This is a genomic window from Microbacterium sp. NPDC056057 (assembly GCF_042266945.1).
Lineage (GTDB): Bacteria > Actinomycetota > Actinomycetes > Actinomycetales > Microbacteriaceae > Microbacterium > Microbacterium trichothecenolyticum_C.
Genome location: NZ_JBHJWS010000003.1, coordinates 209,392 through 230,993 on the forward strand (window position 1 = coordinate 209,392; position 21,602 = coordinate 230,993).

A 21,602-nucleotide genomic window follows, 5' to 3' on the forward strand; every position below is an offset into this window, starting at 1 on the left:
GAGGTCCGACACAGACAGGAGAGAACCATGGCAGAACGTCAGGCCACCATCGCCAGCAGCTCGGGACTCCACGCCCGCCCCGCGAAGCTCTTCGTGCAGGCCGTGCAGGCGCAGCCCGTCCCGGTCACGATCGCGGTCGAGGGCGGTGCCGACCTCAACGCCGGCAGCATCCTGTCGCTGATGGGCCTCGGTGCCTCGCAGGGGACCGTCGTGACCCTCAAGGCCGACGGCGACGGCGCCGAAGAGGCGCTGGACGCCCTGGTCGCTCTGCTCGAGACGGACCTCGACGCACAGTAAGCACCGAAGAATGTGACGACGGATGCCGCGGGTCGAAGCCGCTGCGGCATCCGTCGTCCGCGTTCTGCGGGGTCGTCCGGCGCTTCCGGTTCAGATGTCGGTGCTGTCTCCGGGGTTGAGCGCGAGGAGCTCCCCGCCGTCCTGCTCGGCCGCCCAGCCCAGGCGCGCGCGGCCCATGTCGCGGCCCGCGACCGACAGCGTCATGTCGTGCGTGCCGAAGACGCGCCGCGGGGCGACGGCGAGCACGAAGTCCATCGCCTCGCCGATCTTGAGCCAGGGGGCGCCGACCGGAGATGCCAGCAGCTTCACCGCACGTCCCTTCGGGACGGCGTACGAGTCTCCTGGGTAGTAGAACTCGTCGTTCACGAGCACTCCGACGTTGTCGACGACCGGGATCGACTCGTGGATCACCGCGTGCCGGCCGCCGAAGAACTCGAGGCGGAACGGTTCGACTTCGACGACGTCGCCCGGATGGACGATCGTCACGTTGTAGCCCTCGGCCGCCTTCGATACGCCCTCGGGGGCGAAGATCGGCGTCCCCGGGAAAGTCTGGAGGATGCGGTCCAGGTGGTCCGGTGTCCAGTGATCGGGGTGCTCGTGCGTGATGACGATCGCGACGACGCCCTCGAGGTCTCCGAGCGGGGCCGTGAACGACCCCGGGTCGATGACGACGGTGCTGCCGGTGTCGACGAGGGTCAGGGTGGCGTGCTCGAACTTCGTGACTCGCATGCGTCGAGTCAAGCGCTACGGCGTCGTCGGAGCAAGCGATGAGGGAGCGGCGCGCCGGTGCCCGCGTCGATTTGGAGAGGGCATGTGGCCCGTGGCATAATCGAACGGTTGCCTGAACGGCCCCATCGTATAGCGGCCTAGTACGCCGCCCTCTCACGGCGGTAACGCGGGTTCGAATCCCGCTGGGGTCACCAGTCAGGCAACAACGCCGCAACCTCGGTTGCGGTGCGCTGTACGGCCCCATCGTATAGCGGCCTAGTACGCCGCCCTCTCACGGCGGTAACGCGGGTTCGAATCCCGCTGGGGTCACATGCGTGACAGAGCCCCCGAGTCCACCAGGACCCGGGGGCTCTTCGCTGTACCGGCACCGGAGCGCTCAGGTGCGGCGCGCCGGAAGCGTCACGCTGAGGGGTCGGTCGTGCGGTCGGCTTCGACCGACGGCGGAGGCGGGGTCGCAGCATCCGTCCGCCGGCGCCGACGCCCGCGCACGAGTCGCACGATGGCCCACACCACGAGCGCGATCACGGCCGCCACGGCGAGCCAGGGCAGGAGGAAGCCGAGCGCGACCACGATGCCGTTGAGCGTGGCGACGAGGCCGTTCCAGCCGGCGGCGAGGCCGTCGCCGAACCCGGCGGGATCGGCGGTCACCGGCTCGACCTCGGGGACGACCGTGACCGACAGCGTCGACATGGCGACCTGGTCGTCGAGCATCTCGAGCTGCTGCTGATAGGACTCCAGCGTCGCCTGGCGTTCCGAGAGCGCGGACTCCGCGGCGATGAGATCGGCGACGCTCTGCGCCTGCGCCATCAGCTCGTTGAGGCGGTTCACGGACGCCTGCGCCGCATCGATGCGGGCCTCGAGATCCACTGTCTGCTCGGTGACGTCCTGACGGGACAGGTTGGTCGCCGTCACCTCGCCCACGTCGTCGAGCTCGTCGACGACGCTCTGCAGCTGGTCGGCGGGGACGCGAACGGTGATCCATGCGCCGTCCGTCGGATAGGGGTAGGGCATGGTGTCGTAGACGATGCCGCCGTCGGTGGGACTCACCGGGTACACGGTGCCGTCGCTTCCGACGCTCATCGATTCGACATAGCCACCGTGGGCGATTGCCGAGTTGGCGATGGCCCGCGCGGCCACGTCGACCTCCTCGGCGGTGACCGTCGCAGAGGCCGTGGTGATGATGTCGCGATCAGCGGCCGCCGAGCCGGCGGCGGTGTCGCCGGCTGCACCGGGTGCGACCGTGAGCGGTGCGGATTCGCGCGTGTCGGCACCCGAGGAGTCCGTCGTGTTCGCGCCGGCCCCGGAGTCGGCGGGCGCGACGGGCGCGACGGCGGACTCGTCGCCGACGCCGCCCGAGGGACTGACCAGCGAGCCGACGGACGGGGCGATGATTGCCGCGACGGCGATCACCGCGGCTGCCGCGCCGCCGGCGATCCAGAGGCGTCCTCGCCGCGTGCGCCGCGCGGACCGGCGTGCCCGCTCGTGTGCGATGTCGGCGAAGAGAGCGTCCTCGATCTCGTCGATGCGCTCGGAGCTGAGTTCGGGGAGGGATGCGGGGGTCTCGGGACCCGGGGGCTGCGTGCTCATGTGCTCTCCTTCACAACGGTCCGCAGACGGGTGCGGATGCGGGAGAGACGGTTGCGGACGACACCGTGGGCGACGCCGAGCTCGTCGGCGGCCGCCTGGTACGCGTAGCCTTCGGTCGCGCACAGCCGGAAGATGGCTCGATCGAGCTCGCCGAGTCCGGCGACCTCGTGCAGGATCGCCTCGGCGAGGCGGTCGTCGATCACCTGCTGCTCGACGTCGACCGTGGACGGCAGGGTCTCGTCGGCCGCGGCCCCGGTGTGCTCGCGGTCGCGCCGCTGCCGGCGGATGCGGTTCGCGGACTGGAACCGGCAGATCGTCGCGAGCCAGGGCAGGAGCGAATCGCCGACCAGGTCGAGGTCGGGGAGCTTGCGCCAGGCGACGAGGAACGTCTCCTGCGTGACCTCCTCGGCGTCCGCGGGGTTGCCGACGAGCCCGTGCGCAAGCCAGTAGACCGGGCGCACGTACGCCCGGTACAGCGTGCGGAAGGCGTGCTCGCTCCCGCCCGCAGCCAGCACCACGAGTTCGGCGTCGCCCGGCACGTCGTCGTCGGCCATCCCCATCCTCCGCATTGTCTCTCACCGTGTCAGTGTCCGCATCGCCCGGATCGTCTCACAGGCGCTGATCGCGCCCCGCCGAGCCTGTATTCTGTTGCGAGCGAGAGGGAGTATCCCGACACCGCGCATCCGTCATCACGGGTCCCGACATTGCGACCCCGGGTGTGCGCCGCTGGCGGTCAGCCGGCGGGGGAGAGACTTTCGGATTCCGCCGACCCCTCTCACGTCCCCTTCGAAAGGCCCTCCATGGACCTCGAACTCCCGCTGTGGTTCGAAATCGGATCACTCGTGATCCTCACCCTGATCCTGATCGCGGATCTGCTGCTCATCCTCAAGCGGCCCCACATCCCCTCGACGCGTGAGTCCACGCTCTGGGTCGTCTTCTACGTGACTCTCGCGCTCATCTTCGCGGGCATCATGTGGATCGTCGCCGGGCCCGAGTACGCCGGCCAGTTCGTCGCCGGCTGGCTCACTGAATACAGCCTGTCGATCGACAACCTCTTCGTCTTCGTGCTGATCATGAGCCAGTTCGCGGTTCCGCGGCGCTATCAGCAGGAAGTCCTGATGGTGGGCATCATCATCGCACTCGTGCTGCGCGGCATCTTCATCCTGGTCGGTGCCGCCGTGATCGAGGAGTTCAGCTGGGTCTTCTACATCTTCGGCGCGTTCCTCGTGTGGACGGCGTGGCGCCAGGCCTTCCCGGGCGGCGACCACGACTCCGATGTGAAGCAGGAGAACTTCGTGGTGCGCATGCTGCGCCGCACGATCGACATCAGCGACCACTACGACGGCGCGAAGATCCGCACGGTCGTGGACGGCAAGAAGATGTGGACGCCGATGATCATCGTGTTCGCGGCGATCGGTGTGACCGACCTGCTGTTCGCGATCGACTCGATCCCCGCGATCTTCGGCATCACCCAGAGCGCGTTCATCGTGTTCACGGCGAACATCTTCGCGCTCATGGGCCTGCGCCAGCTCTACTTCCTCCTCGGCGACCTCCTCGACCGCCTCCGCTACCTGCACTACGGCATCGCGTTCATCCTGGCCTTCATCGGTCTGAAGCTCGTTTTCCACGCCATGCACGTCAACGAACTTCCGTTCATCAACGGCGGCGAGCCGATCGAATGGGCGCCCGAGATCTCGACGTGGATGTCGCTCGGCGTCATCATCATCTCGATGCTGGTCGCGACGGTGGCGAGCCTCGTCGCGTCCGCGCGTGAGAAGAAGATGCCGAACGCGGATGCTGCCGCCGTCGTCGTGGCGGACGAGAAGGGCACCCCTCCCACGGTCGATCAGCCCCGTTCCGACGACGCTCGCTGATCGCCTCCTCAGCCGTATCCCTCGGGCCGCCGACCGTCGTCGGCGGCCCGAGGCGCCGGGGAGACGGCAGATGACGGCGGCGGGACGGGTGCCCGATTCGGCGGTGGTAGCCTGGGCACGTGCGGATCGCTCGCCTTCTCCTTAGCGGCCGCGACGAGTCCTAGTCCCCAGGCCTCCCTCGTCGCGGAGTTCGTCGCGGGCCCCACCCCTTTCGGGCGCAGTCCCACAGAGGAGAACGACTAGCAATGAGCACGACCGATGCATCCGGCATTCCCGACCGTCCCCGCACCCTCGCCGAGAAGGTGTGGGACGACCACGTCGTCGTCCGCGGCGAAGACGGTCAGCCGGACCTGATCTACATCGACCTGCACCTCGTGCACGAGGTCACCAGCCCCCAGGCCTTCGACGGTCTGCGGGCGGAGGGCCGCCCGGTGCGGCGCCTCGACCTGACGATCGCGACCGAGGACCACAACACCCCGACGCTCGACATCGACAAGCCGATCGCCGACCTCACGAGCCGCACCCAGATCGAGACGCTGCGGCGCAACGCCGCGGAGTTCGGCGTGCGCCTGCACTCGCTCGGCGATAAGGAGCAGGGCATCGTCCACGTCGTCGGACCGCAGCTGGGTCTGACCATGCCGGGCATCACGGTGGTCTGCGGAGACTCGCACACCTCCACCCACGGCGCGTTCGGCGCGATGGCGTTCGGCATCGGCACCAGCGAGGTCGAGCATGTCCTCGCGACGCAGACGCTCCCGCTCAAGCCCTTCAAGACCATGGCCATCACGGTCGAGGGCGAGCTGAAGCCCGGCGTCACAGCCAAAGACATCGTTCTGGCGATCATCGCCAAGATCGGTGCGAACGGCGGGCAGGGCTACGTGCTCGAGTTCCGCGGCAGCGCCATCCGGTCCCTCTCCATGGAGGGTCGCATGACGATCTGCAACATGTCGATCGAAGCCGGCGCCCGCGCCGGAATGGTCGCACCCGACGAGACCACCTTCGCGTACGTGAAGGGCCGTGAGCACGCGCCGACCGGTCAGGACTGGGACGACGCCGTCGCCTACTGGCGGACGCTCCCCAGCGACGAGGGCGCGGTGTACGACGCCGAGGTGTTCCTCGACGCCGCCGAGCTCGAGCCGTTCGTGACGTGGGGCACCAATCCGGGCCAGGGCGTCTCGCTGAGCGCGTCCGTCCCGTCGCCCGAAGACTTCGCCGACCCCAACGAGCGCGCCGCCGCCGAGCGTGCACTCGAGTACATGGATCTCGTGCCCGGCACCCCGCTCAAAGAGGTGCCCGTCGACGCCGTGTTCATGGGGTCGTGCACGAACAGCCGCATCGAGGACCTCCGTGCGTTCGCGTCGGTCATCGAAGGCCGCAAGAAGGCCGACGGTGTCCGCGTCATGGTCGTCCCGGGCTCGGCCCGGGTCCGCCTCGAGGCCGAGGCCGAGGGCCTCGACAAGGTCATCGAGGACTTCGGCGCCGAGTGGCGCTTCGCCGGCTGCTCGATGTGCCTCGGCATGAACCCCGACCAGCTCGCTCCCGGGGAGCGCTGCGCCTCCACGAGCAACCGCAACTTCGAGGGCCGTCAGGGCAAGGGCGGCCGCACGCACCTCGTCTCGCCGCTCGTCGCAGCCGCCACCGCCGTCATGGGCCGCCTCGCGAGCCCGGGGGATCTTCCCGCGCCCGTCGCGGCCGCAGTAGAGGGCACGGAGGCCTGACATGGAGAAGTTCACGACGCACACCGGCATCGCCGCGCCGCTGAAGCGCTCCGCGGTCGACACCGACCAGATCATCCCGGCCGTCTACCTGAAGCGCGTCACCAAGACGGGTTTCGAGGACGCACTGTTCGCCAGCTGGCGCCAGGACCCCGAGTTCGTGCTGAACCAGCCGGTGTACGCGGGCGCCAGCATCCTCGTCGCCGGCCCCGACTTCGGCACCGGCTCGAGCCGTGAGCACGCCGTCTGGGCGTTGCGCGACTTCGGGTTCAAGGTCGTGCTGAGCCCGCGGTTCGCCGACATCTTCCGCGGGAACGCGGGCAAGCAGGGGCTCGTCGCCGGAGTGATCTCCGAGGCCGACCTCGAGGCCGCATGGGCCGCCATCGAGGCGGATCCCGGCGTGTCGATGACGGTCGACCTCGACGCCCGCACCGCGCGCATCGGCGCGCTGGAGCTCTCTTTCGAGATCGACGATTACACTAGGTGGCGGCTTCTCGAAGGGCTCGACGACATCGGGCTCACGCTGCGCGACGCAGACAGGATCGCGCAGTTCGAGGCTCGCCGAGAGGCGTGGCGGCCGCGGACACTTCCCGTTCCGTAAGCCGGGCCGGGCGCCCAGACCCCGGGCACCCGACCGTCGCAAGCCCCCTCTGCACACCAAGTGAGGACCACCGGATGAAGCCGCTCCTGAACGTCGCCGCCGGCGAAAGCACCACTGCCGAAGCGGAAGAGCAGGAACGGACCGGCGAAGTCCTCGCGATCCGCGGCGGGCGACCGCTGACCGGACGCGTCGAGGTCAAGGGCGCCAAGAACCTCGTCACGAAGGCGATGGTCGCAGCTCTCCTCGGAGAGACCGCCAGCACGCTGCGCGACGTCCCCGACATCAGCGACGTCCAGGTGGTCCGCTCCCTTCTCGAAGTCCACGGCGTCCGCGTCGTGGACGGAGAGGAGGAGGGCACGATCCACCTCGACCCGAGTGGGGCCGTCGCCGCGCACTTCGAGGAGATCGACGCGCACGCCGGGGCCTCCCGCATCCCGATCCTCTTCTGCGGGCCGCTGCTGCACCTTCTCGGCGAGGCGCTCATCCCCGACCTCGGCGGCTGCCGCATCGGGGACCGCCCGATCAACTTCCACATGGACGCGCTGCGCGCCTTCGGCGCCGTCGTCGACAAGAGCTACGAGGGCATCCGCATCACCGCCCCCGACGGCCTGCACGGCGCGAACATCGAGCTGCCGTATCCGAGCGTCGGCGCGACCGAGCAGGTGCTGCTCACCGCCGTGCGCGCGAAGGGCGTGACGGAGCTTCGGAACGCCGCGATCGAGCCCGAGATCATGGATCTCATCGCGGTGCTCCAGAAGATGGGCGCCATCATCTCGTACGAGCCGAACCGCGTCATCTTCATCGAGGGCGTCGATTCGCTGCGCGGATACGACCACCGCGCGATCTTCGACCGCAACGAGGCCGCCTCGTGGGCGTGCGCGGCGCTCGCGACCGACGGTGACATCTTCGTCGGCGGAGCGCGCCAGCAGGAGATGCTGACGTTCCTCAACGTCTTCCGCAAGGCCGGCGGATGGTTCGACGTCCGTGAGGACGGCATTCAGTTCCGTCGCGGAGGGGCCCTGAAGCCCGTCGTCGTCGAGACCGATGTGCACCCCGGCTTCATGACCGACTGGCAGCAGCCGCTCATCGTCGCGCTCACGCAGGCCGAGGGCACCTCGACCGTGCACGAGACCGTGTACGAGAACCGGCTCGGATTCACCGAGGCGCTCAACCTGATGGGCGCCGACATCGCGGTGCACCGTGACGGGATCGATGCGCCCGGCCGTCGCGTTCCCCGCCGAGCCCTGGAGCAGGCGGCCGTGATCAACGGCCCGACGCCGCTTCACGGCGCCGATGTGGTCGTCCCCGACCTCCGCGGCGGCTACAGCTACGTGATCGCGGCACTGGCCGCCGAGGGGGAGTCGGTCGTCCGCAACGTCGGGATCATCCGTCGCGGCTACGAGAAGTTCTTCGCCAAGCTCGACCAGCTCGGCGCCGACTTCGACGTCATCGGATAACCCGGTGGCCACCGATCGTCCACGCGCGTCGGCCGAGAAGACGCGACCGAGCGCCTTCTGGCCGCTGGCCGGCCTCCTCGTGCCGCTCCTGAGCCTGCTCTTCAAACTGGAGATCGAAGACGGCAGAAAGCTCCCGCGTGATGGTGCCTACGTCCTCGCTCCGAACCACATGAGCGAGATCGATCCACTCGTGGTCGCCCTCGCCGTGTGGCGATTGGGCCGTGCGCCCCGGTTCATGGCGAAGGAGAGCCTGTTCCGCGTGCCGGTGCTGGGCTGGGTCCTTCGCATCACGGGGATGGTGCCGGTCGCCCGGGCGACGTCGGCCGCCGCGGCTCGCGCCACGCTCGAGGCGTCGCAGACGCTCGTGGAGCACGGTCGCGGAGTGATCGTGTACCCGGAGGGCTCGCTCACCCGCGAGCCGAACCTCTGGCCCATGCGCGGCAAGACCGGAGCCGTCCGTCTTGCGCTGGCGGGAGGCATCCCGGTCATCCCGATGGCGCAGTGGGGCTCGCAGCAGGTGCTCCCGCGCTACGGGAAGCTCAAGCTCTGGCCGCTGCGCCGCCGCGTGCGCGTGATCGTGGGCGACCCGGTGGACCTGTCGGCGTATGCCGGGTCGGCCTCGTCGCAGACTGCGCTCGTCGAGGCGACCGACGCCGTGATGGCCGACATCTCGGGCCTCCTCTCGCAGCTGCGCGGAGAGCCCGCACCCGCGCAGCGCTGGAACCCGGCCGATCACGGCCAGAAGGAGACGGGGCGCCTTGAGCCGTAGGCAGGATGCTGCGCGCCCGCGTGTCGCCGTGGTCGGCGCGGGCAGCTGGGGCACGACTTTCGGCAAGATCCTGGCCGACGGCGGCGCCCACGTCACGATGTGGGCACGTCGCCCCGAGCTCGCGAGCGAGATCCAGGAGGGCAAGCGCAACAGCGAGTACCTCCCCGGCATCAACCTGCCGCGCGACATGCACGCCACCCACCATCTGTCGGAGGCCCTCGAGGGCGCCGAGCAGATCTACCTGTCGATCCCGAGCCAGGCGGTGCGCCAGAACCTCAAAGCGGTCCGCCCGCTGATCGCGCAGAGCGACGCGCCCGTCGTGTCGCTCATGAAGGGTGTCGAGCGGCGGACGGGCCTGCGCATGAGCCAGGTGATCGAGCAGGAGCTGCACTGCGACCCGGCGCGCATCGCGGTCGCGTCCGGACCCAACCTCGCCCTCGAGATCGCCCGCGAGCAGCCGACCGCGGCCGTCATCTCATCGACGAGCCAGGAGACGGCCGAGGCGGTCGCCCGGCGGGCGCGCAACAGGTACTTCCGCACGTTCGTCAACACCGACGTGATCGGAACCGAGTTCGGCGGCGTGCTCAAGAACCTCATCGCGGTGGCGATCGGCATCGTCGACGGGGTCGGCTACGGCGAGAACACGAAGGCCTCGATCATCACGCGCGGCCTCGTCGAGATGACGGACTTCGCGGTGGCGTTCGGGGCACAGCACGAGACGCTGCAGGGCCTCGCCGGGCTCGGCGATCTCATCGCGACGTGCCAGTCGCCGCTCAGCCGCAACAACACCGCCGGGCGACTGCTCGGCCAGGGCTATCGCTTCGACGACGTCGTCAAGCAGATGAACCAGACGGCGGAAGGGCTCGCGTCCGTCGCGCCTATCCTGCAGCTGGCGCGGGAGGTGGGCGTGCAGATGCCCATCGTCGAGCAGGTGAAGATGGTGCTCGACGGCACCATGAACCCTCGCGACATCGCGCCGCACCTTACGACCGACGACGACACCCCCCAGGGCGAGAGGACGACGAATGGACAAGCCGGCGGTGGCGGTGCTCTTTGGCGGTCGATCCAGCGAGCACTCGATCAGTTCCGCAACGGCGGGCGGGGTGCTGCGGGCGATCGACCGTGACAGCTACCGCGTGATCCCCGTCGGGATCACGCGCGACGGCGTGTTCGTCCTCGAAGACGACGACCCCGACAAGTTCGCGCTCGACGCGGAACGGCTTCCAGAGGTCGTCGACAACGGCACCCGTGTGCTGTGGCCCGAGGTCGGGGAGCGCGAACTGCGCGTGCGCCGCGCCGACGGCACCGTCGACGACCTGGGCGCCCTCGACGTCGTGCTTCCCATCCTCCACGGCGTGCATGGCGAGGACGGCACGATCCAGGGCTACTTCGACACGCTCGAGATCCCGTACGCGGGCGGCGGTGTGCTCGACTCCGCGCTGTGCATGGACAAGCACTTCATGAAGATCGTCCTGCAGGCGGCGGGCGTGCCGGTCTCTCCCTGGGTCACCGTGACGCAGGAGCGCTGGGACCGCGACCCCGAGGGCGTGCGAGCGGATGCTGCGGCCCTCGGTGAGCCGTCCTTCGTGAAGCCCGCGCGCGCCGGGTCGAGCGTCGGCGTCTCGAAGGTCCACGACTCCTCGGAGCTCGATGCGGCGCTCGCCCTCGCGTTCGCCGAGGACGACAAGGTGCTCATCGAGTCGGCGATCGTCGGCCGCGAGGTCGAGGTCGCGATCCTCGAAGGACGCGGCGGTGCCGCCCCGCGCGCGTCGCTGCCGGGCGAGATCGTGCTCACGACGCGCGAGTTCTACGACTTCGAAGGCAAGTACCTCGGTGGTGACGGAGCCGAGGTCGTCTGCCCCGCGGACCTGACGGACCGCGAGATCGCCGCGATCCAGGAGCTCGGCATCCGCGCCTTCCAGGCGGTCGACGGCAAGGGTCTCGCGCGCGTCGACTTCTTCCTCGCCGCGGACGGGCTCTACGTCAACGAACTCAACACCATGCCGGGGTTCACACCGATCTCGATGTTCCCGAAGTGCTGGATCGCGTCCGGGATGTCGTACCCCGAGCTCATCACGGAGCTCATCGACACGGCACTCGAGCGGGCCCGGCAGACGGTCTCCGTCCGCGCGGCTCGCTGAGTCGGGGACTCAGGGAGCGGGGGTCGCCTCGCCGCGATCGAGGCACTGGCCGTCGACGGGCAGCACGCTGACGATCGGCGACAGGGCGTCGAGCACATCGCGGCTCGACACGCCCTCGCCGTTCTCGTCCGCGGTCGTGTCGAGGTAGATCTCCACGGCGGGGGTGCGGCCGAACGTCGTCACTCGGAAGCGCGGCGCGTCGGAGTCGTCGATGATCCAGTCGACGCCCGCGACGTCCTGGCAGGGGAGGGTGGTCGGCCCCGGCGGCTCGACGCCGCACGTGAGCAGCACCTTGGCCGGATCGCCCCACGCCCCGGTCGCCTGCGCGTCGGTCCACCGGCGCGCCTGACCGCTGACCGTGCCCGGGAGGTTCGAGGTGACCTCCGCGCAGAGCGGGTCGTTCGCGGCTTCCGCGGGATCGAGGTCGACGGTGGTGGTGCACCCCGTCAAGCCGACGGCAGCCACCATCGTGAGCCCGAACGCAACCAGGGAGGGGAGAACACGCACCGTTCCAGGCTAACCCGGCAGCGCTGTGGGGATCGTCGGCACCGGTAGCGTGGTCGTGTGGTCGACGAGCGCATGGATCCGACGGTGGGCGAGCTCAGCGAGGGGCGCATCCTGCGGCGCATCCTGGAGCGCCTGGGCGAGTCGAACGCCCTCGTCGGTCCGGGTGACGATGCCGCCGTGATCGCCGCCGCGGACGGCCGGGTGGTGGCGACGGTCGACACTCTCGTCCACGGTCCTGACTTCCGCCTCGCATGGTCAAACGCGTTCGACCTCGGGTACAAGGCGGCTGCCGTCAACCTCGCGGACGTCGCCGCCATGGGTGCGACCCCCACCGCCCTGCTCGTCGCCCTCGCCATGCCCGATGCGACACGGCTCTCCTTCGTCACCGGCATCGCGGACGGACTGCGCGCGGCCTGCCGCGACCTCGCGCCCGGCTGCCGCGTCGAGGGCGGCGACCTCACGGTCTCCGACACCCTCACGATCGCGGTCACCGCCCTGGGCGCGCTCGCGGGTCGCTCACCGGTGCTGCGCTCCGGCGCCGCACCCGGCGACCTCGTCGCCGTGGCGGGCGAGCTCGGACGCGCGGCGCGCGGCCTCGGCATCCTCTTCGAACGATTCACGGATGCCGCGGGCCACCCGATCCCGGTCGACGAGAGTCTGCTCGATCACGCGGAGCTCGCCGATCTCGCGGCCCAGCTGCGTCCGTCGCCTCCCGTGTGGCTCGGTCCCGAGGCGGCCGACGCGGGCGCGACGGCCATGATGGACGTGTCGGACGGCCTCGTGCTCGACGCGTCGCGCATGGCCGCGGCATCCGAAGTCACCATCGCCCTCGAGTCGGCGGCGCTGGGATCCGACGTCGCATCGGCCCTCGCGGGCGGTGAGGATCACGCGCTCCTCGCGACGTTCCCGGCGAACCGATCGCTGCCGCACGGGTTCGTCCGCGTCGGCGTGGTGCAGGCGCGGGGCCAGGACGCCGTGCTCGTCGACGGCCGGATCCACGACGGGCGTGGCGGCTGGGACCCCTACCGCGATTGGGACGCGGGCACCGGCTGATCCGGCGTGGGAGCGACGCTTCGACGCACTCCGTCGATCAGTCGGCGGTGGTCGCCCACCACATCGCGGTGTCGCCGTAGCGCTTCGAGCGCGTGGCGACGAGTCCGTGGGGCAGGCTCGGCTCGGGGGAGCGCGTCGCGCGCTCGATCACGACGTGCGCACCGGTGGCGAGCACCGGCACGAGCAGTGCCAGGGTCGACGACAGCTCCGTCTCGCCGAGGTCGTAGGGCGGGTCGAGGAAGACCAGGTCGAACGGGCCGCGGGCCGAACGCAGGAAGGCGTCGGCCGATGCGCGGTGCACGCGGATCGTGCTGCCGGTCCCCACGGCCTTGGTCACCCGGCCCGCGTTGCGCTGGACGATGGTCGCCGCGCGCGGGGACTTCTCGACGAGGTCGGCGGAGGCCGCGCCGCGACTCACGGCCTCGAGCCCGAGCGCGCCGGAGCCGGCGTAGAGGTCGAGCACGGCGGCGCCGCGGAGGGCATCCGCAGACTCCAGCGCGCCGAAGAGGGACTCGCGCACGCGATCGCTCGTGGGCCGGGTGCCGGCGTCCGGTACGTCCAGCATGAGCGAGCCCGCACGGCCGGCGATGATGCGCGTCACCCTCCCACGATATCGGCCCGCCACCGTGCGGCCCTGTCGCGGCCGCCCCTATGATCTCGGGTGGGGGAGTCCGCAATCGTTGGGGGTCGAGATGAGTCGCAGCGGCATCAGGGTTTCATCGGCGGTGGTCGCGTTCGTCGCGGCCGCACTCGTGCTCGCGGGCTGCGCGAGCGGCGGCGGTTCTCCGACGACGTCGCCGACGACATCGGCATCGCCTTCGGAGTCTCCGAGCCCGTCGCCGACGCCCACACCGACCGAGTCCGCCTCGGTCACGCTGCCGACGGACTGCAACAACCTGGCGACGCCCGCGACGTGGCAGGCAGCGGTGGGTGACATGACGCTGCAGAGCAACGGCGAGGGCTTCGTGCGGCCGGCTCCCGAGGGTGCGACGCTCGCACTGGGCTGCGACTGGATCGTCGGCGATGCGACAGGGATGCTGCTGCTCATCAGCACCGCGACGCCGGAGGCCGTCACCGCCGCGGTCGCCGACCTCCCGGCACAGGGCTACACCTGCCAGGTGTCGGATGGCTTCGGCGCCGACTTCTGCGTGCTCCCCGGACAGGGGACCGACACCGAGGAGATGATCGTCGCTCGCGACGGGGTGTGGATCTACCTCTCCACGGTGAACCGCAACGGGCGCGCGTTCCTCTCCGAGATCGTGGAGTCCATCTTCGGCTAGCGCACGGCACGTCGCCGGTCGCTCCTAGACTCGTGGCGTGGCCTCCTTCACCCTCGACTCGAGCCTCGGCGGCGCGATCGGTGGAAAGACGGCGGCGGCCCTCGAGCGCGCGTTCGGCATGACGACGGTCGGCGATCTGCTCGTCCACTATCCCCGCCGCTACGCCCGCCATGGCGAGCTGACGCCGATCTCGACACTGCCGCTCGGCGAACCCGTGACGATCGTCGCCGAGGTGCGCCGTGTGAGCGAACGGCGAATGAAGAACCGGAACGGTTCGCTGCTCGAAGTCGTGATCAGCGACGGCAACGGCGAGATGTCGCTGACGTTCTTCAACCAGTCGTGGCGGGTGCGCGATCTGCAGCCCGGCCGGCAGGGCATCTTCGCGGGCAAGGTGGGCATCTACAAGGGTGCACAGCAGCTCGCCCACCCCGACTACGAGCTGTTCGAAGATGCCGACACGGCGCGGCTCAAGGTCCAGGCGAACGCCAACCTTCCCATCCCGATCTACCCGGCGACGAGCACGGTCGCAAGCTGGCAGATCCAGAAGATCGTCGAACTCGTCCTCGACGGACTCGGCGACGTGCCCGAGCCCCTCACCGACGAGCTGCGCGCACGGCACGGCCTCATCGAGGCCCGGTCCGCCATCGAGCACATCCACCGCCCGACCGACTTCGAGCAGATCGACCCGGCACGCGACACACTGCGCATGCAGGAGGCCTTCGTCCTCCAGGTCGCGCTCCTGCAGCAGCGGCAGTTCGTCCGTGCGCTGTCGGCGACGAAGCGGGCTCCGGGAACGCTGCTCGAGAGATTCGACGAGGCGCTGCCGTTCCCGCGGACGCCCGACCAGATCACCGTCGGCGACGACGTCGCGCGCGACCTGCAGGGCGACTGGCCCATGAACCGCCTCGTCCAGGGCGAGGTCGGCTCCGGCAAGACGCTCGTCGCGCTGCGCGCCATGCTCCAGGTCGCCCAGTCCGGTGGTCAGTCCGCCCTCATCGCGCCGACCGAAGTCCTCGCCGCACAGCACGTGAGGTCGATCGCACGGATGCTGGGGCCGAAGCTCGCCCCCGAGCTCATGCCCACGCTCCTCACCGGGCAGCTCCCCGCGGCGGAGCGCCGCAAGGCGGCGCTGCGCGCCGCGTCCGGACAGGCGCTCATCGTCGTCGGGACGCACGCACTCCTGAGCGAGAGCACGACCTTCGCCGACCTCGGTCTCGTCGTCGTCGACGAACAGCACCGCTTCGGTGTCGAGCAGCGCGAGTCGCTGCGCGCCAAGGGATCGTCGCCCCACGCGCTCGTGCTGACCGCCACCCCCATCCCGCGCACAGTGGCGATGACGGTGTTCGGCGATCTCGATGTGTCGACGATTCGCACCATGCCCGCCGGCCGCGCGGGCATCGAGACCTTCGTCGCGCCGCTCGCGGAACGTCCGGGCTGGTTCGCGCGAGTGTGGGAGCGCGTCGCCGAAGAGGTCGCACAGGGGCGTCAGGCGTTCGTCGTGTGCGCCGCCATCGACGCCGAGAAGCTCACCAACGACGACACCGCCGACGAGCCCGCCGGCGATACGGAGGGCGAGGCCACCCGGACCCGCTGGGGCGTCGTCCAGGTCGCGGACCTGCTGTCGCGGCATCCGTCGTTCTCGAACATCCGCGTCGAGGTCCTCCACGGCAAGATGCCGTCGGACGAGAAGGACGCGATCATGCAGGCCTTCGCCCGGGGCGACATCGATGTGCTCGTGGCGACGACCGTGGTCGAGGTCGGCGTCGACGTGCCGAACGCCTCGACGATGGCGATCCTCGAGGCCGACCGGTTCGGTGTCTCGCAGCTGCACCAGCTGCGCGGACGCGTGGGACGCGGCGGAGTCCCGGGGCTCTGCCTGCTGGTGACCGAGGCTCCGCTCGGCACCCCCGCCCTCGAGCGCGTGGAAGCCGTCGCCTCGACCCTCGACGGCTTCGCCCTCGCGGAGATCGACCTCGAGCTGAGGGGCGAAGGCGACGTGCTCGGCGACGCGCAGTCCGGGGCGCGCTCGTCGTTGCGCCTGCTGCGGGTCGTGAAGGACGCCGACATCATCTCCGAGGCACGTGTGGCGGCCGAGCGGCTGCTCGCCGAGGACCCCGCGCTGCTCCGGCATCCCGGGCTCGCCGCCGCCCTCGAGCGCAACGTCGGCATGGCGGAGCGCGCCGCCCTCGCCAAGAACTGACGCGTCGGAGGGCCTCGGGACGGCCCACTAGGCTGGACCGCATGAGCAGCCGGATCGCCGTCGTCCCGGGATCGTTCGATCCGCCGACCCTCGGTCATCTCGACGTGATCCGCCGTGCCGCCTCGCTGTACGACCAGCTTCACGTGCTGGTCGTGCACAACCCCGGCAAGGAGGCGATGCTCCCCATCGCGCAGCGCCAGTCGCTGCTCGAGCAGTCGATCGCCGAGGCCGAGATCGAGGGCGACGTGATCGTCGCCTCGTGGAGCATGGGCCTGCTGGTGGACTACGCGACGGATGTCGGCGCCGGCGTCCTGGTGAAGGGCATCCGCTCGCAGGTGGACGTGGCCTACGAGACGCCGATGGCGATCGTCAACCGCCACCTCGCGCACGTCGAGACCGTCTTCCTGCTCCCTGATCCCGCGCACGCGCTCGTGTCGAGCTCGCTGGTGCGCCAGGTCGCATCCCTCGGCGGCGACGTCTCGCCCTACGTGCCGCCCGCGGTGGCGCGATTCCTCGACACCGGCGCGCGCGGCATCTGACCAGAAACCGCGGCTAGGCTGGAACCGTGGTCAGAAAGCATGTGACGGGTCCGTTCGTCCTCCCGATCCGCGACATCGCCCACCGTTCCGGAGAGATGCGCGAGCACGCCCTCGAGGTCCCCGCTCCCGAGAAGTGGGGCGAGGGACTCGTCTCGGTCGCCGAGGGTGAGCCGGTCGTCATGGACGTGCGACTCGAGTCGGTACACGAGGGCATTCTCGTGTCCGGAGAGCTCGACACCGAGTACGCCGGCATCTGCAGTCGATGCCTCATCGACATCGCCGAAGGGCTCAAAGTCGAGTTTCAGGAGCTTTTCGCGTATCCTGGGGAGGAAGAAACTGACTTCGAGGTTCAAGACGACCACGTGGATCTTGAAACTCTGGTCAGGGAAGCGGTCGTCCTGTCGCTTCCGTTTCAGCCGGTGTGCCAGCCGGATTGCCCCGGACTCGATCCGGTCACGGGTGAGCGACTGGCCGAGAACACCGGAACGCCGCAGAGCGAGCCTCTCGATCCACGATGGGCCGCGCTCCAGGACTTCACCACGAGCCACGACGACGATGCACCGCGCCCCCGCGGTTGACAGCGGCGTCGAGAACACAGAAGAGAGCTAGCCATGGCAGGTAACCCCCCGAAGCGGAAGGTCTCCCGCTCCAACACTCGCTCGCGTCGCGCGCAGTGGAAGGCCGAGGTCCCCACGCTCGTCAAGACCGTCGAGAACGGCAAGACCGTCTACAGCCGTCCGCACCAGGCGAAGGTCGTCACCGACTCGCAGGGCACCGAGCTGTTCCTCGAGTACAAGGGCCGCAAGGTCGCCGACGTCTGATCGTCGCGCACGGTCTGACGTGACAGACGTCGCAGCGGAGCGCAACACGCTCTCAGACCTCACACAGAAGCTCGGAGTCGATATCGACCCCGAGCTTCTGTCGCTGGCGCTGACGCATCGTTCCTGGGCGTACGAGAACGGACAAGTCCCGCACAACGAGCGTCTCGAGTTCCTCGGGGACTCCGTGCTGGGCCTCGCCGTGACGGTGCGCCTCTTCACGGGGCATCCCGAGCTCGAAGAGGGCGCACTCGCGAAGCGGCGCGCCAGCGTCGTCTCGACGGTGGCCCTCGCCGAGATCGCCCGGGGCATCGGCCTGGGCGCGCATCTCAAGCTGGGCCGCGGCGAGATCCTCACCGGCGGACGCGACAAGGACTCGATCCTCGCCGACACCATGGAGGCGATCTTCGGCGCGACGTACCTGTCGACCGGATCCGACGCCGCCACCGGACTCGTGCTGCGGCTCGTGGACCCGCTGCTCGCCGACCCCGAGCGGTACGGCGCGGCGATGGATCCGAAGACGGCGCTCCAAGAGCTCGCCGCGCACGGCGGACTACTGCCTCCCTCGTACGAGGTCACCTCGACGGGACCCGACCACGATCGGCGCTTCACCGCGATCGTGACGGTGGGCGAACTTTCGGCGGAAGGCGCGGGCACCAGCAAGAAGCACGCCGAGATGGCCGCCGCGCTCACCGCGTGGCGCGCACTCAGCGGACGTGCCTGAGCTTCCCGAGGTCGAGGTCGTCCGCGCCGGCCTCGCCCCTGCCGTGACCGGCGCGCTCGTGGTGGGCGTCACCGTGCTCGACGAACGCGCGCTGACGCGACACACCGGCGGCGGCTCCGACTTCGAGTCACGCTTGACCGGGCGCGTCGTCAGCGCCGCCGCCCGCCGCGGGAAGTTCCTGTGGCTTCCGCTGCAGTCACGCGCCGATGGCGCTCCCTCCGACGAGGCGGTGATCGGCCACCTCGGCATGAGCGGGCAGATGCTCCTGCGTGCCCCGGGTGCGGCCGCTGAGCGGCACGAGCGCGTGCGCATCGACCTCGCACATCCGGTGCACGGCGAGCTCTCCGTCGTCTTCGCCGACCAGCGCACGTTCGGCTCGCTCGCGATCGACGACCTGATCGCCACAGGAGACGGCGCGCCCGGCGGTCACGGGTGGGACGAGGCATCCGTCCCGGCGCAGGTGGCGCACATCGCGCGCGACCCCCTCGATCCGGCGTTCTCGGATGCCGGATTCCGGCGGGCTCTCGCGCGCAAGGACTCGGCGATCAAGCGCGTGCTGCTCGACCAGACGGTCGTCAGCGGAATCGGCAACATCTACGCCGACGAGTCGCTGTGGGCGGCGCGCATCCACCCCGAGACGCCCGCCCGCGCTCTGGCGACCCGCGCCGTGAACCGCCTGCTCGGCGAAGTGCGCCACGTGCTCGACAAGGCGCTGGCCGAGGGCGGCACCAGTTTCGACGCGCAGTACGTCAACGTCAACGGGCAGGCCGGATACTTCGCGCACTCGCTCAACGCGTACGGCCGCACCGGGGAACCGTGCCCGCGATGCGGCCGTCCGATCGTGCGCGTCTCGTTCACCAATCGCTCGAGTCACTTCTGCGCGCATTGCCAGCGGGTGCCGCGCTCGGGTGTGGACGGACCGAGCGCGGCACACGTCTGAGTGACCTCCGGTGCGGGCCGCAGATCAGAGTTCGAGCACCTTCTTCCACGCCCCGGCGTACGACGCCGGCACGAAGCCGATGGTCTCGTTGATGTCGAGCATGTGGCGATTCTCCTCGGCGTTGAACGTCGAGACCCGCGGCGACTGGGGCACGAGGTCGCGCCAGCGGAGCAGATTCGCGCACTTCACGATCGTTCCCAGGCGGTGGCCACGGTGTTCCTTCACGACGAGCGTGCCGTACTGCTGCGTCGCGCCGGAACGGTCCTCGCCGATCACGAGCTCGTTGTACGCGGCGACCCGGCCCGTCGGCACGTGGAGCACGGCCGCGACCGAGACGGTGAGCCCCTGTGCCTTCAGGCGTGCGTCGCGGCGCTCGACCCGCGCGGCGTCCCAGTGCTGCTCGTCGATGACGAGACCGCCGGCCGGCACGTCGGTCGACATGCGTGACAGCGCGTAGGCGAACCCGTCGACGTACTCCGGCGGCGTCGGCGACGTCCACTGGATCGGCCGGTACTCCTCTCCGGCGACCGCGACGGCATCCGCGAGCATGCGCTGCACGAGGGCGAAGTCGCCGGTCAGATCGAAGACGCTGTTGCGCTCCACCTGCTCGAGCGTGAAGCCGCTCGCCAGCTGGAATTTCGTCTGCGCGTCGTCGGCCGGGACCGCGCCCCAGCCCGTGGAGGGCTGAAGGCGCGGGCCTGCAGCATCCGGTCGATGAAGTGTCCACGTCTGGATCGTGGCGAGTCCGCGCTCGCGCGCCTCTCGCTCGACCTCCGCGAGGAGCAGCTCCTCGAGACCACGACCTCGGTGCGGGGGATCGACCATCAGGTCGAACTCGATCGTGCTGGCATCCGACTCGTTCGAGATCATCAGCTTCACGGCCCCGAGCACCTCGTCGGCCCGCAGCACGGCGAAGCCGAGCTGCGTCCAATCGGTCTGGTCCTGCCAGAACCCGAGCATCTCGTCGGGCTCCTCGTGGAGGTAGTCGTGTCCGGCGTCCTCGAGGCAGACCGCGTTCGCGATCCGCACCATCTCGAGGAAGACGCGGGCGTCGGCGGCGTCCGCCGTCTCGGGGACGACGATCCGCTGGACGGTCACGACGTCGGTTTCGGCCAGGTCAGTCATCGAGCACCTTCTTCCATGCACCCTCGTACGCGATCGGCACGAAGCCGATCGCCTCGTTGATGTCCAGCATGGGACGGTTCTCCTCTGCGTTGTAGGTGATGACGCGCGCCGAGTCCGGCGCGATCTCGCGCCAGGACAGGAGCCCCGCGCACTTCACGAGCGTTCCGAGCTTGTGCCCGCGATGCTCCTTGAGGACCAGGGTGTCCTCCTGGTGCGTCGCCTCGGTGTGGTCCTTGCCGATCACGAGCTCGTTGAACGCGCACAGCTCACCGGTCTCGATGTGCTGCGCCGCCGTGACGAGGATCGTGCGCCCGGACGAGGTGTATCGCCCGTCGTGCTCGGCGATGCGCGCGGCATCCCATGTCTCCTCGTCGAATTCGAGAGCCGCTGCCGGGGCATCCGTCGACATGCGGGACTTCATCCAGGCGTAACCGGCGACGTACTCGTCCGGTGTCGGCGCGGACCACTGGACGAGGCGGTAGGCCGGCGATGCCGCCTGCGCCTCGGCGAGGAGTCGCTCGACACCGGCGAAGGAGCCCGTCAGGTCGAAGGCGCTGTTGCGCTCGACCTGTTCGAGCTTGTATCCGTGCCGGAGGTAGAACCGGGCGACGTGGTCCTCGGGGATCTCGCCGAAACCCGTGGGCGGTGCGAGCTGCGGGCCCGGCGCGGCCGGGTGCTCAGCCCACGATTGCAGCACGGTGCGACCGTGTTCGCGTGCCGTGCGCTCGACGAGCTCGTAGGCCGCGGAGCCGATGCCCCGGCCCCACGTCTCGCGGAGCAGCTCGATGAGCCAGAACGCGGCGGTCGAGCCGTCCTCGTGCGGGACGTCGAGGCCGATGCGACCGACGATCGCGCCGTCGTCGACGATCACCCAGCTGAGCCGGGTCTCGTATTCGGAAGGCTGGTAGTGCGGGAGCAACTCGTCCGCGGTGATCCGGTGGTCGTCGTGCCCGGAGATCTCGCGGTAGATGAGGTTGCGCACGCGCACCATCTCGACGAAGTCGGCGGCGTCCGGTGCGTCGATGGAAGCGGGTACGACGAGGGGGCGGAACTCGAGCCCCGTGATGGTGGTCATGTCAGTGCGTCCTTGCGATGTCGGTACGTGTGGTCGAGGGGTGGGGTCCGGCGCCCCCCGGGGGGGGGGGGGCCCCGGGGGGGGGGCCCCCCCGGGGGGGGGGGGGGGGCCCCGGGGGGGGGGCGGGGGGGGCGCGGGAGAGGTTAAAAAAAAAAAAAACCCACAAAACAC

At 69.9% G+C, this 21,602-nt stretch carries 23 protein-coding genes and 2 tRNA genes; 18 read left to right on the forward strand and 7 right to left on the reverse strand.

What is annotated here, in order from left to right; translation table 11 throughout:
• Positions 1 to 27: 27 nt before the first annotated feature.
• A complete protein-coding gene (locus tag ACFC1K_RS13045; protein ID WP_045297931.1) occupies positions 28 to 297 on the forward strand; it encodes an HPr family phosphocarrier protein in 270 nt (89 codons plus the stop codon).
• Positions 298 to 387: 90 nt separating this feature from the next.
• Here the strand turns inward: ACFC1K_RS13045 and ACFC1K_RS13050 are convergent, their stop codons facing one another.
• A complete protein-coding gene (locus ACFC1K_RS13050) occupies positions 388 to 1,026 on the reverse strand; it encodes an MBL fold metallo-hydrolase (RefSeq protein WP_310291308.1) in 639 nt (212 codons plus the stop codon).
• 118 nt (positions 1,027 to 1,144) lie between these two features.
• On the opposite strand from ACFC1K_RS13050, the gene ACFC1K_RS13055 reads away from it, so the two are divergent.
• Together ACFC1K_RS13055 and ACFC1K_RS13060 are read left to right on the forward strand one after the other, a co-directional pair.
• Positions 1,145 to 1,220, forward strand: a tRNA-Glu gene (locus ACFC1K_RS13055).
• A 42-nt stretch (positions 1,221 to 1,262) separates the two neighbouring features.
• Positions 1,263 to 1,335: transfer RNA gene (locus ACFC1K_RS13060), tRNA-Glu, on the forward strand.
• Between the two features lie 90 nt (positions 1,336 to 1,425).
• On the opposite strand, the gene ACFC1K_RS13065 is transcribed toward ACFC1K_RS13060, so the two are convergent.
• Complete coding sequence (locus tag ACFC1K_RS13065; RefSeq protein WP_375871963.1) at positions 1,426 to 2,613, reverse strand: DUF4349 domain-containing protein; 1,188 nt, start codon at positions 2,611 to 2,613, stop codon at positions 1,426 to 1,428.
• On the reverse strand, positions 2,610 to 3,167 hold the full coding sequence (locus tag ACFC1K_RS13070; protein WP_310291304.1) for a sigma-70 family RNA polymerase sigma factor: 558 nt from the start codon (positions 3,165 to 3,167) through the stop codon (positions 2,610 to 2,612). The genes ACFC1K_RS13065 and ACFC1K_RS13070 overlap by 4 nt, the downstream gene beginning before the upstream one ends.
• Before the next feature lie 246 nt (positions 3,168 to 3,413).
• Here ACFC1K_RS13070 and ACFC1K_RS13075 point away from each other — a divergent pair, with 246 nt between their 5' ends.
• The 7 genes from ACFC1K_RS13075 (at position 3,414) to ACFC1K_RS13105 (ending at position 11,170) form a co-directional block, all read left to right on the forward strand.
• On the forward strand, positions 3,414 to 4,487 hold the full coding sequence (locus ACFC1K_RS13075; protein ID WP_375871964.1) for a TerC family protein: 1,074 nt from the start codon (positions 3,414 to 3,416) through the stop codon (positions 4,485 to 4,487).
• Positions 4,488 to 4,732: 245 nt separating this feature from the next.
• Positions 4,733 to 6,205: a 3-isopropylmalate dehydratase large subunit gene (leuC, locus tag ACFC1K_RS13080; protein ID WP_375871965.1), complete on the forward strand. Its 1,473-nt coding sequence runs from the start codon at positions 4,733 to 4,735 to the stop codon at positions 6,203 to 6,205.
• Position 6,206: 1 nt separating this feature from the next.
• Positions 6,207 to 6,803: a 3-isopropylmalate dehydratase small subunit gene (gene leuD, locus ACFC1K_RS13085; RefSeq protein ID WP_375871966.1), complete on the forward strand. Its 597-nt coding sequence runs from the start codon at positions 6,207 to 6,209 to the stop codon at positions 6,801 to 6,803.
• 74 nt (positions 6,804 to 6,877) lie between these two features.
• Complete coding sequence (murA, locus tag ACFC1K_RS13090) at positions 6,878 to 8,260, forward strand: UDP-N-acetylglucosamine 1-carboxyvinyltransferase (RefSeq protein WP_310291297.1); 1,383 nt, start codon at positions 6,878 to 6,880, stop codon at positions 8,258 to 8,260.
• Positions 8,261 to 8,264: 4 nt separating this feature from the next.
• Positions 8,265 to 9,029 (forward strand): lysophospholipid acyltransferase family protein, encoded by a 765-nt coding sequence (locus ACFC1K_RS13095; protein WP_310291293.1) that lies wholly within the window; start codon positions 8,265 to 8,267, stop codon positions 9,027 to 9,029.
• On the forward strand, positions 9,019 to 10,155 hold the full coding sequence (locus ACFC1K_RS13100; RefSeq protein ID WP_310291291.1) for an NAD(P)H-dependent glycerol-3-phosphate dehydrogenase: 1,137 nt from the start codon (positions 9,019 to 9,021) through the stop codon (positions 10,153 to 10,155). Before ACFC1K_RS13095 ends, ACFC1K_RS13100 begins: the two co-directional genes overlap by 11 nt.
• Positions 10,055 to 11,170, forward strand: a complete 1,116-nt coding sequence (locus tag ACFC1K_RS13105; protein ID WP_375871967.1) for a D-alanine--D-alanine ligase family protein — start codon at positions 10,055 to 10,057, stop codon at positions 11,168 to 11,170. The genes ACFC1K_RS13100 and ACFC1K_RS13105 overlap by 101 nt, the downstream gene beginning before the upstream one ends.
• 9 nt (positions 11,171 to 11,179) lie before the next feature.
• Here the strand turns inward: ACFC1K_RS13105 and ACFC1K_RS13110 are convergent, their stop codons facing one another.
• A complete protein-coding gene (locus tag ACFC1K_RS13110) occupies positions 11,180 to 11,677 on the reverse strand; it encodes a DUF3515 family protein (RefSeq protein ID WP_310291286.1) in 498 nt (165 codons plus the stop codon).
• Positions 11,678 to 11,734: 57 nt separating this feature from the next.
• Between ACFC1K_RS13110 and thiL the strand changes: the two genes are divergently transcribed.
• A complete protein-coding gene (gene thiL, locus ACFC1K_RS13115) occupies positions 11,735 to 12,730 on the forward strand; it encodes a thiamine-phosphate kinase (protein ID WP_375871968.1) in 996 nt (331 codons plus the stop codon).
• A 37-nt stretch (positions 12,731 to 12,767) separates the two neighbouring features.
• Here thiL and rsmD read toward each other — a convergent pair whose 3' ends face one another.
• The gene (gene rsmD / locus ACFC1K_RS13120; RefSeq protein WP_375871969.1) at positions 12,768 to 13,331 is read right to left on the reverse strand and encodes a 16S rRNA (guanine(966)-N(2))-methyltransferase RsmD; all 564 of its coding nucleotides are present in this window, start codon (positions 13,329 to 13,331) and stop codon (positions 12,768 to 12,770) included.
• A gap of 91 nt (positions 13,332 to 13,422) precedes the next feature.
• Here rsmD and ACFC1K_RS13125 point away from each other — a divergent pair, with 91 nt between their 5' ends.
• The 7 genes from ACFC1K_RS13125 (at position 13,423) to mutM (ending at position 19,231) form a co-directional block, all read left to right on the forward strand.
• A complete protein-coding gene (locus ACFC1K_RS13125; RefSeq protein WP_375871970.1) occupies positions 13,423 to 14,010 on the forward strand; it encodes a hypothetical protein in 588 nt (195 codons plus the stop codon).
• A 37-nt stretch (positions 14,011 to 14,047) separates the two neighbouring features.
• Positions 14,048 to 16,210 carry an ATP-dependent DNA helicase RecG gene (locus ACFC1K_RS13130; RefSeq protein WP_375871971.1) on the forward strand — a complete coding sequence of 721 codons (2,163 nt, stop codon included), beginning with the start codon at positions 14,048 to 14,050 and terminating at the stop codon, positions 16,208 to 16,210.
• 41 nt (positions 16,211 to 16,251) lie between these two features.
• The gene (gene coaD, locus ACFC1K_RS13135; RefSeq protein WP_375871972.1) at positions 16,252 to 16,749 is read left to right on the forward strand and encodes a pantetheine-phosphate adenylyltransferase; all 498 of its coding nucleotides are present in this window, start codon (positions 16,252 to 16,254) and stop codon (positions 16,747 to 16,749) included.
• A gap of 95 nt (positions 16,750 to 16,844) precedes the next feature.
• Positions 16,845 to 17,327, forward strand: a complete 483-nt coding sequence (locus ACFC1K_RS13140) for a DUF177 domain-containing protein (protein ID WP_375871973.1) — start codon at positions 16,845 to 16,847, stop codon at positions 17,325 to 17,327.
• A gap of 33 nt (positions 17,328 to 17,360) precedes the next feature.
• Entirely contained in the window at positions 17,361 to 17,570 is a 210-nt protein-coding gene (gene rpmF, locus ACFC1K_RS13145) for a 50S ribosomal protein L32 (protein WP_310291267.1), read from the forward strand.
• A gap of 19 nt (positions 17,571 to 17,589) precedes the next feature.
• Positions 17,590 to 18,291 carry a ribonuclease III gene (gene rnc, locus ACFC1K_RS13150; protein ID WP_375871974.1) on the forward strand — a complete coding sequence of 234 codons (702 nt, stop codon included), beginning with the start codon at positions 17,590 to 17,592 and terminating at the stop codon, positions 18,289 to 18,291.
• Positions 18,284 to 19,231, forward strand: a complete 948-nt coding sequence (gene mutM, locus ACFC1K_RS13155; RefSeq protein ID WP_375871975.1) for a bifunctional DNA-formamidopyrimidine glycosylase/DNA-(apurinic or apyrimidinic site) lyase — start codon at positions 18,284 to 18,286, stop codon at positions 19,229 to 19,231. Before rnc ends, mutM begins: the two co-directional genes overlap by 8 nt.
• 24 nt (positions 19,232 to 19,255) lie before the next feature.
• Here the strand turns inward: mutM and ACFC1K_RS13160 are convergent, their stop codons facing one another.
• Together ACFC1K_RS13160 and ACFC1K_RS13165 are read right to left on the reverse strand one after the other, a co-directional pair.
• Positions 19,256 to 20,356, reverse strand: coding sequence for a GNAT family N-acetyltransferase (locus ACFC1K_RS13160; protein WP_375871976.1), 1,101 nt, complete (start codon positions 20,354 to 20,356; stop codon positions 19,256 to 19,258).
• Positions 20,349 to 21,431 (reverse strand): GNAT family N-acetyltransferase, encoded by a 1,083-nt coding sequence (locus ACFC1K_RS13165; protein ID WP_310291254.1) that lies wholly within the window; start codon positions 21,429 to 21,431, stop codon positions 20,349 to 20,351. Before ACFC1K_RS13165 ends, ACFC1K_RS13160 begins: the two co-directional genes overlap by 8 nt.
• Between the last annotated feature and the right edge of the window lie 171 nt (positions 21,432 to 21,602).